The 13,290-nt window shown below is 66.9% G+C and carries 8 protein-coding genes; 3 read left to right on the forward strand and 5 right to left on the reverse strand.

The genetic code is table 11. From position 1 onward, the window contains the following. Positions 1 to 88: 88 nt before the first annotated feature. From JHD77_RS18845 to glyA, 4 genes are all read right to left on the reverse strand, one after another. Positions 89 to 3,106, reverse strand: coding sequence for a sarcosine oxidase subunit alpha (locus JHD77_RS18845; RefSeq protein WP_023082145.1), 3,018 nt, complete (start codon positions 3,104 to 3,106; stop codon positions 89 to 91). Beyond that, positions 3,103 to 3,423 (reverse strand): sarcosine oxidase subunit delta, encoded by a 321-nt coding sequence (locus JHD77_RS18850; RefSeq protein ID WP_003096781.1) that lies wholly within the window; start codon positions 3,421 to 3,423, stop codon positions 3,103 to 3,105. Before JHD77_RS18850 ends, JHD77_RS18845 begins: the two co-directional genes overlap by 4 nt. A gap of 93 nt (positions 3,424 to 3,516) precedes the next feature. Next, positions 3,517 to 4,767 carry a sarcosine oxidase subunit beta gene (locus tag JHD77_RS18855; protein ID WP_003096779.1) on the reverse strand — a complete coding sequence of 417 codons (1,251 nt, stop codon included), beginning with the start codon at positions 4,765 to 4,767 and terminating at the stop codon, positions 3,517 to 3,519. Between the two features lie 86 nt (positions 4,768 to 4,853). Then, positions 4,854 to 6,107 (reverse strand): serine hydroxymethyltransferase, encoded by a 1,254-nt coding sequence (gene glyA, locus JHD77_RS18860; RefSeq protein ID WP_003117183.1) that lies wholly within the window; start codon positions 6,105 to 6,107, stop codon positions 4,854 to 4,856. Between the two features lie 215 nt (positions 6,108 to 6,322). On the opposite strand from glyA, the gene JHD77_RS18865 reads away from it, so the two are divergent. The 3 genes from JHD77_RS18865 (at position 6,323) to JHD77_RS18875 (ending at position 11,927) form a co-directional block, all read left to right on the forward strand. Next, complete coding sequence (locus JHD77_RS18865) at positions 6,323 to 6,964, forward strand: hypothetical protein (protein WP_003114452.1); 642 nt, start codon at positions 6,323 to 6,325, stop codon at positions 6,962 to 6,964. A gap of 80 nt (positions 6,965 to 7,044) precedes the next feature. Further along, positions 7,045 to 8,085 carry a threonine aldolase family protein gene (locus tag JHD77_RS18870; RefSeq protein WP_012614697.1) on the forward strand — a complete coding sequence of 347 codons (1,041 nt, stop codon included), beginning with the start codon at positions 7,045 to 7,047 and terminating at the stop codon, positions 8,083 to 8,085. A 1,412-nt stretch (positions 8,086 to 9,497) separates the two neighbouring features. Continuing rightward, complete coding sequence (locus JHD77_RS18875; RefSeq protein WP_031756098.1) at positions 9,498 to 11,927, forward strand: hypothetical protein; 2,430 nt, start codon at positions 9,498 to 9,500, stop codon at positions 11,925 to 11,927. On the opposite strand, the gene gbcB is transcribed toward JHD77_RS18875, so the two are convergent. Beyond that, positions 11,921 to 13,021, reverse strand: a complete 1,101-nt coding sequence (gene gbcB / locus JHD77_RS18880) for a glycine-betaine demethylase subunit GbcB (protein WP_003161131.1) — start codon at positions 13,019 to 13,021, stop codon at positions 11,921 to 11,923. The two genes, JHD77_RS18875 and gbcB, sit on opposite strands and share 7 nt — an antisense overlap. Positions 13,022 to 13,290 lie beyond the last annotated feature (269 nt).

Raw genomic sequence — 13,290 nt, forward strand, 5'->3', positions numbered from 1 at the left:
TTCACCTTGGGGCGCCGAGCGCCCTGGTAGCCTGTCTGCCTTCTCCCTTCGGGAAGAGGGCCGGGGAGAGGAGCGCATCCCTCTCCGGTCAATCCACGTTCTGCCGCTCCCCTTTGGGGTCGTAGAACACCGAGGAGCAGATCTCCGCCTCGATGAAGCGGCCGTCCGCCAGCGGCGCGTAGACCTTCTGGCCCATGCGCTTGAGGCCGCCTTTCACCACCGCCAGGGCGAAGCCGTGGCCGAGGCTGGCGCTCATGTAGCTGGAGGTGACGTGGCCGACCATCTTCATCGGGATCGCCTGCTGGGTGTCGAACACCAGTTGCGCGCCTTCGGGCAGTACCTCCTGCGGGTTGCTCGGCCTGAGTCCGACCAGTTGCTTGCGATCCTCGCGCAGGCAGTCGGCGCGGTTCATGCCGCGCCAGCCGATCCAGGAGAACGGCTTGCTGCGGCCCACCGCCCAGCCCATGTTGAGATCGTCCGGGGTGACCGAGGCATCGGTGTCCTGGCCGACGATGATGAAGCCCTTCTCGGCGCGCAGGACGTGCATGGTCTCGGTGCCGTAGGGCGTCAGGCCGTACTTCGCGCCGTGCTCGGCGAGCGCTTCGAGCACGCCCATGGCGTAGTCGGCCTGGACGTTCACCTCGTAGCTCAGCTCGCCGGTGAAGGAGATGCGGAACACCCGCGCCGGCACCCCGGCGACCTTGCCTTCCTTCCAGGTCATGAAGGGGAAGGCATCCTTGTCCAGGTCGATGTCGGTGACTTCGGCGAGCAGCTTGCGGCTGTTCGGGCCGGACAGGGTGAGGGTCGCGTAGTGGTCGGTGACCGAGGTGAAGTACACCTTCAGCTCCGGCCATTCGGTCTGGTGGTACAGCTCCAGCCACTCCAGTACGCGGGCGGCGCCGCCGGTGGTGGTGGTCATGACGAAGTGGTTGTCGGCCAGGCAGGCGGTCACGCCGTCGTCGAAGACCATCCCGTCTTCCTTGCACATCAGGCCGTAGCGCGCCTTGCCGACGTCGAGCTTGGTCCAGGCGTTGGTGTAGACCCGGTTGAGGAACTCCCGCGCGTCCGGGCCCTGGATGTCGATCTTGCCCAGGGTCGAGGCGTCGAGCAGGCCGACCGCCTCGCGCACCGCGCGGCATTCGCGGGCCACGGCGGCGTGCATGTCCTCGCCGCGGCGCGGGAAGTACCACGGCCGCTTCCACTGGCCGACGTCTTCGAACTCGGCGCCGTTCTTCACGTGCCAGGCGTGCAGGGCGGTGAAGCGCACCGGTTCGAACAGGTGCCCGCAGTGGCGGCCGGCGACGGCGCCGAAGGTCACCGGGGTGTAGTTCGGACGGAACATGGTGGTGCCGGTGTCGGCGATGCTCTTGCCCTGGGCCCGCGCGGCGATCGCCAGGCCGTTGATGTTGCCCAGCTTGCCCTGGTCGGTGCCGAAGCCCAGCGCGGTGTAGCGCTTGACGTGCTCGATGGACTCGAAGCCCTCGCGGCAGGCCAGTTCGATGGCGGCGGCGGTGACGTCGTTCTGCGGATCGACGAACTGCTTCGGCGCGCGCGCCGTGGGCTTTTCGTGGGGCACCTGGAACAGCGCGACGGGTGCTTCCTCGCGGCGCGGCTGGACCTTCGGCAGGCTGCCGGCGGCGGTCTTGTAGCCGGCGTCGAGGGCGGCGCGGCTCCCGGCCTGGTAGCCGTCGGCGAGCACCTCGGCGAGCCCGAACACGCCGTTCACGGCGCCGGCGCAGATGCGTTTCTGCAGGCCGTCGCCGGGGACGAAGGCGAGGATTTCCTCGCGCCATTCCGGCTTGCCGCCCAGGTGCGAGGCCAGGTGCACGACCGGGCTGTAGCCGCCGGAGCTGGCGATCAGGTCGCAGTCCAGCCATTCGCCGCCGCTGGCGCGCATGGCCTGCAGGTCGATCCGGGCGACCTTGGCGCCGCTGACCCGCTTGCCGCCGCGAGCCTCGATCACCGAACTGCCAGTGATCACCCGCATACCGCGTTGGCGTGCTTCCTCGACCCACTCGCCGCGCGGATTGGCCCGGGCGTCGGCGATGGCCACCACTTGCAGGCCGGCTTCCTGCCAGTCGAGGGCGACGCGGTAGGCGTAGTCGTTGTTGGTGGCCAGCACCAGTTTCTTGCCCGGTGCCACGCCGTAGCGCCGTACATAGGTGGAAACCGCGCCGGCGAGCATGTTGCCGGGCAGGTCGTTGTTGCCGTAGACCAGCGGCCGCTCATGGGCGCCGGCGGCCAGTACCACGCGCTTGGCGCGTACGCGGTGCACGCGCTGGCGGACCTGGCCGAGCGGGGCGACCTCGCCGAGGTGGTCGGTGCGCCGCTCGTGGATGGTGAGGAAGTTGTGGTCGTGGTAGCCGTTGACCGTGGAGCGCGGTAGCAGGATGACTTCCGGCAGGCCTTGCAGCTCGGCCACGGCGTCCGCGACCCACTCGGCGGCGGGCTTGCCGTCGAGGGTCTCGCGGGTGTCCAGCAGGCTGCCGCCGAACTCTTCCTGCTCGTCGGCGAGAATCACCCGCGCGCCGCTGCGAGCGGCGGCGAGGGCGGCGGCCAGGCCGGCCGGGCCGCCGCCGACCACCAGCACGTCGCAGTGGTGGTTCATCCAGTCGTAGCTGTCCGGATCGACCTCGGTCGGCGCGCGGCCCAGGCCGGCGGCCTTGCGGATGTACTTCTCGTAGGTCATCCACATCGACTGCGGGTACATGAAGGTCTTGTAGTAGAAACCGGGCGGCATCAGCTTGCCGCCGACCTTGCCGAAGATTCCCATCAAGTCGTTCTGCACGTTCGGCCAGCCGTTGGTACTGGTGGCCACCAGGCCGCCGTAGAGGGCCTGCTGGGTGGCGCGTACGTTGGGGATTTGGGTGGCTTCGCGGGAGCCGATCTGCAGGATCGCGTTGGGCTCCTCGGCGCCGGCGGCGACGATGCCGCGCGCCCGCGAGTACTTGAAGCTGCGGCCGACGATGTCGACGCCGTTGGCCAGCAGCGCGGCGGCCAGGGTGTCGCCGGCATAGCCCTGGTAGTGCTGGCCGTTGAAGCTGAAGGTCAGCGGGCGGTTGCGGTCGATGCGGCCGCCGCTGGACAGGCGATTGATCTGGCTCATGCCGGTTCCCCTTGTACGGCGGGTTTCTTCTCACCGTCGGCGACGACGCTGGGCTGCTCGCCGATCAGGTAGGTCTCGAGGATCTCGTAGGTCACCGTATGGCGGGTGACGTTGAAGTACTTGCGGCAGCCGGCGGCGTGCACCCACAGCTCGTGATGGAGGCCGCGTGGGTTGTCGCGGAAGAACATGTAGTCGCCCCATTCCTCGTCGCTGCAGGCGTTCGGGTCGAGCGGGCGCGGGATGTGGGCCTGACCCTTGGCGTGGAATTCCTCTTCGGAACGCAGTTCGCCGCAGTGGGGGCAGAAGATATTCAGCATTTTGTAGCCTCCGGAAACTGTTCTTGCCGGTTGACCGGCACCCTCTCCCTGAAGGGCGAGGGGCAGCGGATTTCGCCCTTCGGGCGGCTTTTGTCAGTGCGCCACTGCTGCCGCGCCGTGCTCGTCGATCAGCGCACCGCTGTGGAAGCGTTCGATGGAGAAGGGCGCGGCCAGCGGATGCGGTTCGCCCTTGGCCAGGGTGGCGGCGAAGACGTTTCCGGAGCCGGGAGTGGCCTTGAAGCCGCCGGTGCCCCAGCCGCAGTTGAAGAACAGGTTCTGCACCGGAGTCTTGCCGATGATCGGGCAGGCGTCCGGGGTGGTGTCGACGATGCCGCCCCATTGGCGGTTCATGCGTACCCGCGAGAGCACCGGGAACATCTCGACGATGGCTTGCAGGGTGTGCTCGATCACCGGGTAAGAGCCGCGCTGGCCGTAGCCGTTGTAGCCGTCGATGCCGGCGCCGATGACCAGGTCGCCCTTGTCCGACTGGCTGATGTAGCCATGCACGGCGTTGGACATGATCACGCTGTCGATGATCGGCTTCAGTGGCTCGGAGACCAGCGCCTGCAACGGGTGCGACTCCAGCGGCAGGCGGAAGCCGGCGAGCCTGGCCATGTGCCCGGAGTTGCCGGCGGTGACCACTCCGACACGGCGCGCGCCGATGAAGCCGCGGTTGGTCTCGACGCCGATCACCGCGCCGTCCTGCTTGCGGAAGCCGGTGACTTCGGTCTGCTGGATCAGGTCCACGCCGAGGGCATCGGCGGCGCGGGCGAAGCCCCAGGCCACCGCGTCATGGCGGGCGACGCCGCCGCGACGCTGGATGGTCGCGCCCATGATCGGGTAGCGGGTGTTCTTGCTGCAGTCCAGGTAGGGAATCTCCTCCGCCACCTGCTGCGCGTTCAACAATTCGCCGTCGACGCCGTTGAGGCGGTTGGCGCTGACCCGGCGCTCGCCGTCGCGCATGTCCTGGAGGGTGTGGCAGAGGTTGTAGACCCCGCGCTGGGAGAACATCACGTTGTAGTTGAGGTCCTGGGACAGGCCCTCCCACAGCTTCATCGCGTGTTCGTAGAGCAGCGCGGACTCGTCCCACAGGTAGTTGGAGCGCACGATGGTGGTGTTGCGCGCGGTGTTGCCGCCGCCCAGCCAACCTTTCTCGACTACCGCCACGTTGCTGATGCCGTGTTCCTTGGCCAGGTAGTAGGCGGTGGCCAGGCCGTGCCCGCCGCCGCCGACGATGACCACGTCGTAGACCGGCTTCGGCGTGGGCGTGCGCCACATGCGTTGCCAGTTCTCGTGATGGCTCAGTGAATGCTTTAACAGGCCGAAGCCGGAGTAGCGTTGCATGTGGATGCTCCTGAACTGTTGCTCCCTCTCCCGCGGAGAGGGTTGGGCCGGGGCGCGTCGGGCTCCCCGACCGTCTTCGGGGGGGCTCAGCGATAGACCGGGAAGTCCGCGCAGAGACCGGCGACCTGGGTGGCGACCTTGGCCTCCACGTCGGCATCGCCGAGGTGGTCGAGGATGTCGCAGATCCAGCCAGCCAGTTCGCGGCTCTGCGCTTCCTGCAGCCCGCGGGTGGTGATGGCCGGGGTGCCGATGCGGATGCCGGAGGTGACGAACGGGCTCTGCGGATCGTTCGGCACGGCGTTCTTGTTCACCGTGATGCCGACCCGGCCGAGGGCGGCGTCGGCTTCCTTGCCGGTCAGGCCCTGGCGCACCAGGCTGATCAGCATCAGGTGGTTGTCGGTGCCACCGGAAACCACGTCGTAGCCGCGCCCGATGAACACCTCGGCCATCGCCTTGGCGTTGCGGATCACCTGCGCCTGGTAGTCCTTGAAGCCCGGCTCCAGCGCTTCCTTGAAGCACACCGCCTTGGCCGCGATCACGTGCATCAGCGGGCCGCCCTGGGCGCCAGGGAATACCGCGGAGTTGAGCTTCTTCTCGATCTCCTCGTTGGCGCGCGCCAGGATCAGGCCGCCGCGCGGGCCGCGCAGGGTCTTGTGGGTGGTGGTGGTGACCACGTCGGCGAAGGGGATCGGGTTCGGGTAGAGGCCGGCGGCGACCAGCCCGGCGACGTGGGCCATGTCGACGAACAGCAGCGCGCCGACCTTGTCGGCGATGGCGCGGAAGCGCGGGAAGTCGAGGGTCTTGGAGTAGGCGGAGAAGCCGGCGACGATCATCTTCGGCTTATGCTCCACGGCCAGGCGCTCGACTTCGTCGTAGTCGATCAGCCCGGTAGCGGTGTCCAGGCCGTACTGCACGGCGTTGTACAGCTTGCCGGAGGAGGACACCTTGGCGCCGTGGGTGAGATGGCCTCCGTGGGCCAGGCTCATGCCGAGGATGGTGTCGCCGGCGTTGAGCAGCGCCAGGTACACCGCGGCGTTGGCCGAGGAACCGGAATGCGGCTGGACGTTGGCGTAGTCGGCGCCGAACAGCTGCCTGGCGCGGTCGATGGCCAACTGCTCGACCTTGTCGACGTGTTCGCAGCCGCCGTAGTAGCGCTTGCCCGGATAGCCCTCGGCATACTTGTTGGTCAGGCCGCTGCCCTGCGCCTGCATGACCCGCTTGCTGGTGTAGTTCTCCGAGGCGATCAGTTCGAGATGGTCTTCCTGGCGGGCCTCTTCGGCGTCCATCGCGGCGAGCAGTTCGTCGTCGTAGCCGCGGATCTGGTCATGCTTGCTGAACATCGCTGGGTCTCCCTGCGGCGCCGGAACCGCGCCGGAATGGCTGCAACGGGACACGCGGTCCCTTTGCCAGCGATGGTATGACCGGCCCTGCCGGCCCAGATGCCTATGCACGCCACGGGGAGGTGCGTTTGCGACATGGCGGTGGGAATCGGCAACCGATGCGGAACGCCCCGGGCTGGCGCTAAACTGCGTGCTCTTCGTCCTGCGAGAACACCATGAAACGCCCGCTGATCTTCCTTTCCGCCGTGCTGCTCGGCGCATCCCTGCAAGGGTGCGGGGGCGGCGATGAAAAGCAGGCCGCCGCGCCTGCGCTGCCGGCCGATTCCTGCACCGGCCATGAACTCGAAGTGGCCTTGCCGCCGGCCGGCAAGCCACTGTTCGGCTACGACTTCCTCTCCCGCCAGTGCGGCTACAACGACGCCACCGTGGTCTTCGGCGCTGCCGACGGCAGCAAGCGCCTGGAGATCGTCCTCACCGACACCGGCCTGCCGGCGCCGCCGACCGAGGGCGACGCGGTGGCCTATCGGGCGGCGCAGGACAAGCTGCGCGAGATGACCCAGACCAACCTGACCCTGCTCCACAAGACCCGCGAGACCGCCCTTAAGAACGGCACCGCCGAGCGCTTCGGCGGCGAGGACTACCTGCCGCTGATCGATACCACGCGGATGGGCGACCCGCTGGGAGTGATGGTCCCGGCCAAGGGCGAGGAGGGCGTCTCGACCCTCAGCGGAGTGATCAAGAACCGCTACGTACTGACCCTCAGCACCCGCGACACGCCCAATGGCGGCAGCGCCACGGCGATGCGCCAGGTGCTGGTGCCGTTCGTCGAGCAGATGAAGCTGACCAAGCTACCCTGACAGACTGTGCCGGCACGTACCCGTGCCGGCACGACCGCATGGAGCCCCACAAGGGCTCGGCAACCGTTCCAGAGGCCCACATGACCGATCACACCCAACAGTTCGCCAGCGACAACTATTCCGGCATCTGCCCCGAAGCCTGGGCGGCGATGGCCGAAGCCAACCGCGGCCACGAACGCGCCTATGGCGACGACCAGTGGACCGCGCGTGCTTCGGACTACTTCCGCCAGTTGTTCGAGACCGATTGCGAAGTGTTCTTCGCCTTCAACGGCACCGCCGCCAACTCCCTGGCCCTGGCTGCGCTGTGCCAGAGCTACCACAGCGTGATCTGCTCGGAGACCGCCCACGTCGAGACCGACGAGTGCGGCGCGCCGGAGTTCTTCTCCAATGGCTCCAAGCTGCTGCTGGCGCAGACCGAGGTCGGCAAGCTGACCCCGGCGTCGATCCGCGACATCGCTCTCAAGCGCCAGGATATCCACTATCCGAAGCCGCGCGTGGTGACTCTCACCCAGGCCACCGAGGTCGGCACGGTGTACCGCCCGGACGAGCTGAAGGCGATCAGCGCCACCTGCAAGGAGCTCGGCCTGCACCTGCACATGGACGGCGCGCGCTTCTCCAACGCCTGCGCCTTCCTCGGCTGCTCGCCGGCGGAGCTGAGCTGGAAGGCCGGGGTCGACGTGCTCTGCTTCGGCGGCACCAAGAACGGCATGGCGGTGGGCGAGGCGATCCTGTTCTTCAACCGCGACCTGGCCGAGGACTTCGACTACCGCTGCAAGCAGGCCGGCCAACTGGCCTCGAAGATGCGCTTCCTCGCCGCGCCCTGGGTCGGCGTACTGCAGGACGATGCCTGGCTGCGCTACGCCGATCACGCCAACCGCTGCGCGCGCCTGCTGGTCGAGCTGGTGGCCGACGTTCCCGGCGTCAGCCTGATGTTCCCGGTAGAAGCCAACGGCGTGTTCCTACAGCTTTCCGAGCCGGCGATCGAAGCCTTGCGCGCGCGCGGCTGGCGCTTCTACACCTTCATCGGTGAAGGTGGCGCGCGTTTCATGTGTTCCTGGGATACCGATATCGAGCGGGTCCGCGAACTGGCGCGGGACATCCGCCTGGTGATGGGCGCCTGAGTCCGCTCTCGGTCGCCCCCATGGCGCGGGGCGGCCGCTCTTTCCCCAAATCCTGTGGATAACTCTGTGGGCTAACTGTTCGGGAGCTATGCAAAAGTGCTCCCTGGAACGTCCTTCCTGTCTCCGCCCGAGACGCCGAAAGCCTTTATCCACGCGGCTCCACTCCAGTGGCGGGATAACCTGTCCAATCCACAAACACTGTGGAACCGAATGTGAATAACGTGTTCGCAGTCGCTTCCGGGCAGCGCCCCGCCGGGCTCTCCGGAGGCTGGTCGGTTTTTGAGCGAAAACAGCCGTTTGTGAACAGAGGATGACGGTTCGGGTGAAACGCGCTGACGAAACGGTGACGGGTATTGTCCCCTCCGGGCCCATGCAAGCCTGTGGATAGAAAAGACGGGGAGCGAAGTGGGCGCAAAAGTCGAAAACACCCTGCGTGGACGTAACGGCTTGAGGAAAAAGACAAAATTCTTCCGTTCCGAAGTCGCTGGGACAATGGAAGCAATCGCCGAGGGGAATTTCCCCCAATTCCTGTTGAGGTCGATGTGAAGAGCCTGTTTATAGAGTGCGGAGAGCCCGGTGGGGCGAGCCTTTCAGGGAATTGATCAAGAATTGACCGGATGTTCTGTCAACAGGTGGCGGGCTTGCTTTAGGGAGCTTGTGTATAAATGCAGGGTTGCCCACAAAAGGCCTGGAAAGTCTTGTGGACAACCTGTATGGATAGCGCCAGAAGCCGCATAGGGCTAAGTCTGCGGTGGATTGATCAATAAACGATCGGTGCGCATGGGAAGAGCCGGACTGCCTGAGAAAGCAGAGATTTTTCTTCATGCTGTGAATATTTTTTTGTTTTTCCCCACGGGAAGTGTAAAGCCCTGTGGAAAAGTTGTTCGCTCACGCTTGGGGGGGCCGTACGGCGGGGTCTCTGGCGTATTGATCGTTAAATGAGCAGGAGAGTGCGGCCAGGCCGAGCGTGCGGCGAAGTGCGATTTACCCGGAAGGAAAGCCGGATGGGCTTGCGGAGCCCTCGCGCCACGGAGGAGGTATTGTCGGTATGTTGTGCCTGGACCCGCAGGACATAGAGGAGGCGATGGATTGCACAACTTGTGGATAAGTCTGTGATCAACCTAGCCTGGAAAGGGCTTCCCGGAGGCAGGGACGGGCTGAATAGCCGGCCCTGAAATGCACTTGAATTTGTAGAATTTATCTTTTATTTCAAATGCTTGAGTGAACACATGACGGACATCCAGGCGGCGAAGAAACACCTGTATGGAATTCCAGTCCGAATGTGGACAACCTTGGCGCCCTGGTGTTTTCCAGTATGAGAAGGTCAGCTTCGCCTTGGCTCTGGTGGTTGGCCGGAGCCTTGATTACCCTTGGCTTTTGCCAGGAAAGTGGGATGGATCATGGATGATCGGATGTCAGACAAGCCGCTCGGCCGCTTGTTGCTCGAAGGCCTCGGCGAGATCGCCTGGATCGCCGTGCTGGTGGCCCTTGGCGTCCTCCTTCCGTTGCCGCTGGTAGCGCTGGGTTGGGTGCTGCTGCTGGGCGCCGAGTGGGCCACGGATCGTTGGCGCGGCAAGGTGCCGTATCGCCTGCAACAGGCGCTGTTCTTCTGGGTTCTGGGTGGCGGCATCGCCCTGGGCCAGGCACTGCCGGGCTTCTGGCTGGGACTGGGCGGTGGCTTGCTGGCGGTGATCGGCGGCGTGCTGTTGCAGATCCGCTTCGAGCGCGGCCTGCGCCTGGAGCGCCAGGCTCCGCAAGCGCTGGACGTACCCCTGCCGGCCGGAGGTAGCGCATGGGGCGGCGAAGCGCCCGAGCGGACCCCCGAGGGCGAGGCGATCCGCCTGTTCGACGGCGGCGAGATCGCCATGGGCGGCCCGCTGGTATGCCACTACCTGATGCCCGACGGCTGTTTCATCCCCGACTGCAATCCTTCGGCACGCTTTTCCAGCGATGGCCGCCACTTCGTTTCGCCGATACCGAGCCGAGGCGCGTGGGGCCTGGCGATCTTCGACCGGCAGGAGCGGTTGCTCTACCGCTGTGCCGTGGACAACTTCTGGGAGCTGGACAGCGTCACCGAGCGCGAGGTGATCGGGCGGCACAGTCCGCTGACGTCCAACGCACCGCAGCGCCTCGAGCTGCAGGCGCTCAAGGCCGGCAGCGAGGCCGAGGCCTTCGTTGCCATCGGCGACCTCTGGCTGCCCGAGAGCGAATGGCAGCGCTGGAGCAGGGATCTGCGCGCGCAACCGCTACCGTCCCCGCTTGGCGGGCCCGCGCTGGAAATCCGCCCCTGGCTGCCGGCCAGCCTGCTGGCCCTGGACGATCCTTTCGCGCCGCTGCGCGCCAACCGCGGCGAGCTGTGGATAAACGGCGAGGCCAGCGGCCTCTACCTGTCCCGTGAAGCGCCGCCATTGGCTTGGAGCGATGACGGCCGGGCGCTGGCGCTGCAGGCTGCAGGCGAGCCGCTGGGGCAGGATACCTACTGGCTTTGGCGAGAGGACGGCGGTCTGCGTGCGCTGGGCGCGCCGTGGTCGGCGTTGCCCGCCGAGCCCCATGCCGGCGGGCCCGAACTGCTCGGGCTGGAGGATGGCTGGCTGCGTTTCGGCCTGGACCTGGCGCAACCCTGCCTGACCTACGAACGCTACGGCACGCTGGGTTCGTACAGCCATTCCAGCCTCTACCTTCTGCACGCTCGCGATGCGGACGACCGGCCGCGCTGGCGTGAGGCCGACATGCCGCGCCTGGACCTGTTGCTGCCGCTGGATGGCGCGGCCGGCAGGCCGGGATGCCTGTTGCAGAGCGCACCGCTGGCCGATGGCAGCCGGGCCGTCTGGGAGTGGTTGCGCGACGATCAGGAGGCGGATCGCGGCGCCTATGCCTTGCGCCTGGGCGACTGGCGCCTGGATGGCGAGTGGACGCTCGACCACCGCGTGTCCGATTGCGGTCGCTACCTGGCCGTGGTGGCCTTCGCCGAGGCGCCGACCCTGCCGCAGCGCCTGGCCATACTCGATAGCCGGGAGCGGCGCCTGGAGTGGCTCGCCGAGCCGCTGGCCGATCTACACCTGCAAGGTTTCATCGATGGCCAGGTGCATTTGCTCCACCTGCTCGGCCGCAACGCCTACCAGCCGCCGGGCGGGCCGGGCGAAGGCGACCCCGGCCTGTTGCGCCGCTTCGACGAAGGCTTGCCCGAGCCCGGCGCCTGGCACGCATTCGGCCGCTTCCACGACGACTGGCGGCATTACTACGAGCAGGCGCGGGTGGCGTTCGATGGCACGGCCTGGCGGCTGTGCCCCACGTCGCGCTGGCTGGACGCAGCGCCACGGCCCTGGAGCGACGGCGACTTCGTCTTGCCGTCGGTGGGCGCGGAGGACGCCGCCTGGGGCTTCGGTTTCCACTACGAGGGCATGCACCGCGACGAGGACGTGCGCGCCGGGTTCAGCCGCGACGGCTACCTGCTGACCGCGTCGGGCATCGGCTTGGGCAACCTGGCGGCGCCAATGATCTGGTCGGCGGACGGTCGCTACCTGGCGCTGACCCGGCACGTCCAGCGCTACGAGGAAAGCGACCTGGAACGGGACCAGTGGCGCCTGCTGCTGCTCGACGTGCAAGAGCGGACGTTGCGTCGCTACCGCGACGACCTCGGCGAGTACCCGTGCTTCGACAGCTTCGACGACGACCTGTGCTTCCGCTGCGCGGGGACGGGGCGCTACGTGCTGGCCCTGGACTCGCTGCTGAAGGCTCCCGCCGAGCCGCTGCAGGCCTGCGCCGGACGCTGGCTGCCGGCCGAGGAACTGCCGCGGCGGCGCTACTGGGAGCGCCTGGCGTTTCCCTCGCGCCCTCAGTAGTCGATGACCACGTCGCCCTTGGGCACGCTGCAGCAGGAGAGGATGTAGCCTTCGGCGACATCCTCGTCGGTGATCCCGCCGTTGTGCTCCATCTCCACCTCGCCGGCGGTCTTCATTACCTTGCAGGTGCCGCATATGCCCATCCCGCAGGCCTTCGGAATGTGCAGGCCGAGCTTGGCGGCGGCGGCGTGCACGGTTTCCCCGGGGCTGACGCGGATGCTCTTGCCGGTGGCGGTGAATTCCACCTGGTGCTGGTCGGCGACCGGTACCTCCGGCGCCTCGGCGGCTTCCGCGGCCAGTTCCCTGACGTCGGCGCGGACCTCCGGCGGAGTCGGCCCGAAGGCTTCCTCGTGGTAGCGGCTCATGTCGTAGCCGTGGCCCTGCAGCAGGTGCTTCACCGCGCTCATATAGGGCGTCGGGCCGCAGCAGAAGATTTCCCGCTCGAGGAAGTCCGGGGCGATCAGTTCCAGCATGTGCAGGTTCAGGTAGCCACGGTAGCCGGCCCAGGCTTCGCCGAGGCCGTGGCGCTCGCAGATGATGTGCAGGCTGAAGTTGTCGATCCGCGAGGCCATGTGCTCCAGCTCGCGGTGGTAGATGATGTCCTTCGGCGAACGGGCGCTGTGGACGAAGACCATGTCGACGTTGGCGTTGGTGTCGAAGAACCAGCGCGCCATGGACATCACCGGGGTGATGCCGACCCCGCCGGAGAGGAACAGCACCTTGTCGGCCGGGAAGTCGATGGCGTTGAACAGGCCGACCGGACCGTGCACCGGTAGCTCCTGGCCTTCCTTGAGGTTGTCGTGCAGCCAGTTGGAAACCCGCCCGCCCGGCACCCGCTTGATGGTGATGGAGAAGCTGTAGGGCACCGAGGGCGAGCTGGAGATGGTGTAGGAGCGCATCACCGGCTCGCCGTCGATCTCCAGCTCCAGGGTGACGAACTGGCCCGGCTTGAAGAAGAACAGGATCGGCTGGTCGGCCATGAAGCAGAAGGTGCGCACGTCCCAGGTTTCCTGGATGACCTTGACGCAGCGCACGAGGTGCCGGCCGTTGGCCCAGGTCTGGGTGGTGACCGGATTGAGGAAGTTGCTCGACATGATGATCTCTCCGTGCGCACGGGGCCGAACGATGGCCTGATGGGGCGGATTGTGCGCATCGCCGTGGCCGCTCATTTACCTGCCAGCGACATTTACATGCTTATCGCGACCTGCCTGCTGGGGCGCGGCCCGGAGCGTCGGAAACGGATGCGGTCATGTCGCCCATGGATAAGGTCGGCGGCGGGCGCGGGCCCACACTCCAGACCAGCCGAGACGAGGGTTTGCATGAACCCCGGGAGGGTAGAGCCCGGACGTGTAGAGCGACTGAC

Source organism: Pseudomonas sp. P20, assembly GCF_016463925.1.
GTDB lineage: Bacteria > Pseudomonadota > Gammaproteobacteria > Pseudomonadales > Pseudomonadaceae > Pseudomonas > Pseudomonas aeruginosa.

Bases quoted from the DNA above. Each gene is read 5' to 3' on its own strand.
- JHD77_RS18875 (WP_031756098.1), top strand. From the start codon at position 9,498: ATGTCAGACAAGCCGCTCGGCCGCTTGTTGCTCGAAGGCCTCGGCGAG.
- JHD77_RS18865 (WP_003114452.1), top strand. From the start codon at position 6,323: ATGAAACGCCCGCTGATCTTCCTTTCCGCCGTGCTGCTCGGCGCATCC.
- JHD77_RS18870 (WP_012614697.1), top strand. From the start codon at position 7,045: ATGACCGATCACACCCAACAGTTCGCCAGCGACAACTATTCCGGCATC.
- glyA (WP_003117183.1), bottom strand. From the start codon at position 6,107: ATGTTCAGCAAGCATGACCAGATCCGCGGCTACGACGACGAACTGCTC.
- JHD77_RS18850 (WP_003096781.1), bottom strand. From the start codon at position 3,423: ATGCTGAATATCTTCTGCCCCCACTGCGGCGAACTGCGTTCCGAAGAG.
- gbcB (WP_003161131.1), bottom strand. From the start codon at position 13,021: ATGTCGAGCAACTTCCTCAATCCGGTCACCACCCAGACCTGGGCCAAC.
- JHD77_RS18845 (WP_023082145.1), bottom strand. From the start codon at position 3,106: ATGAGCCAGATCAATCGCCTGTCCAGCGGCGGCCGCATCGACCGCAAC.
- JHD77_RS18855 (WP_003096779.1), bottom strand. From the start codon at position 4,767: ATGCAACGCTACTCCGGCTTCGGCCTGTTAAAGCATTCACTGAGCCAT.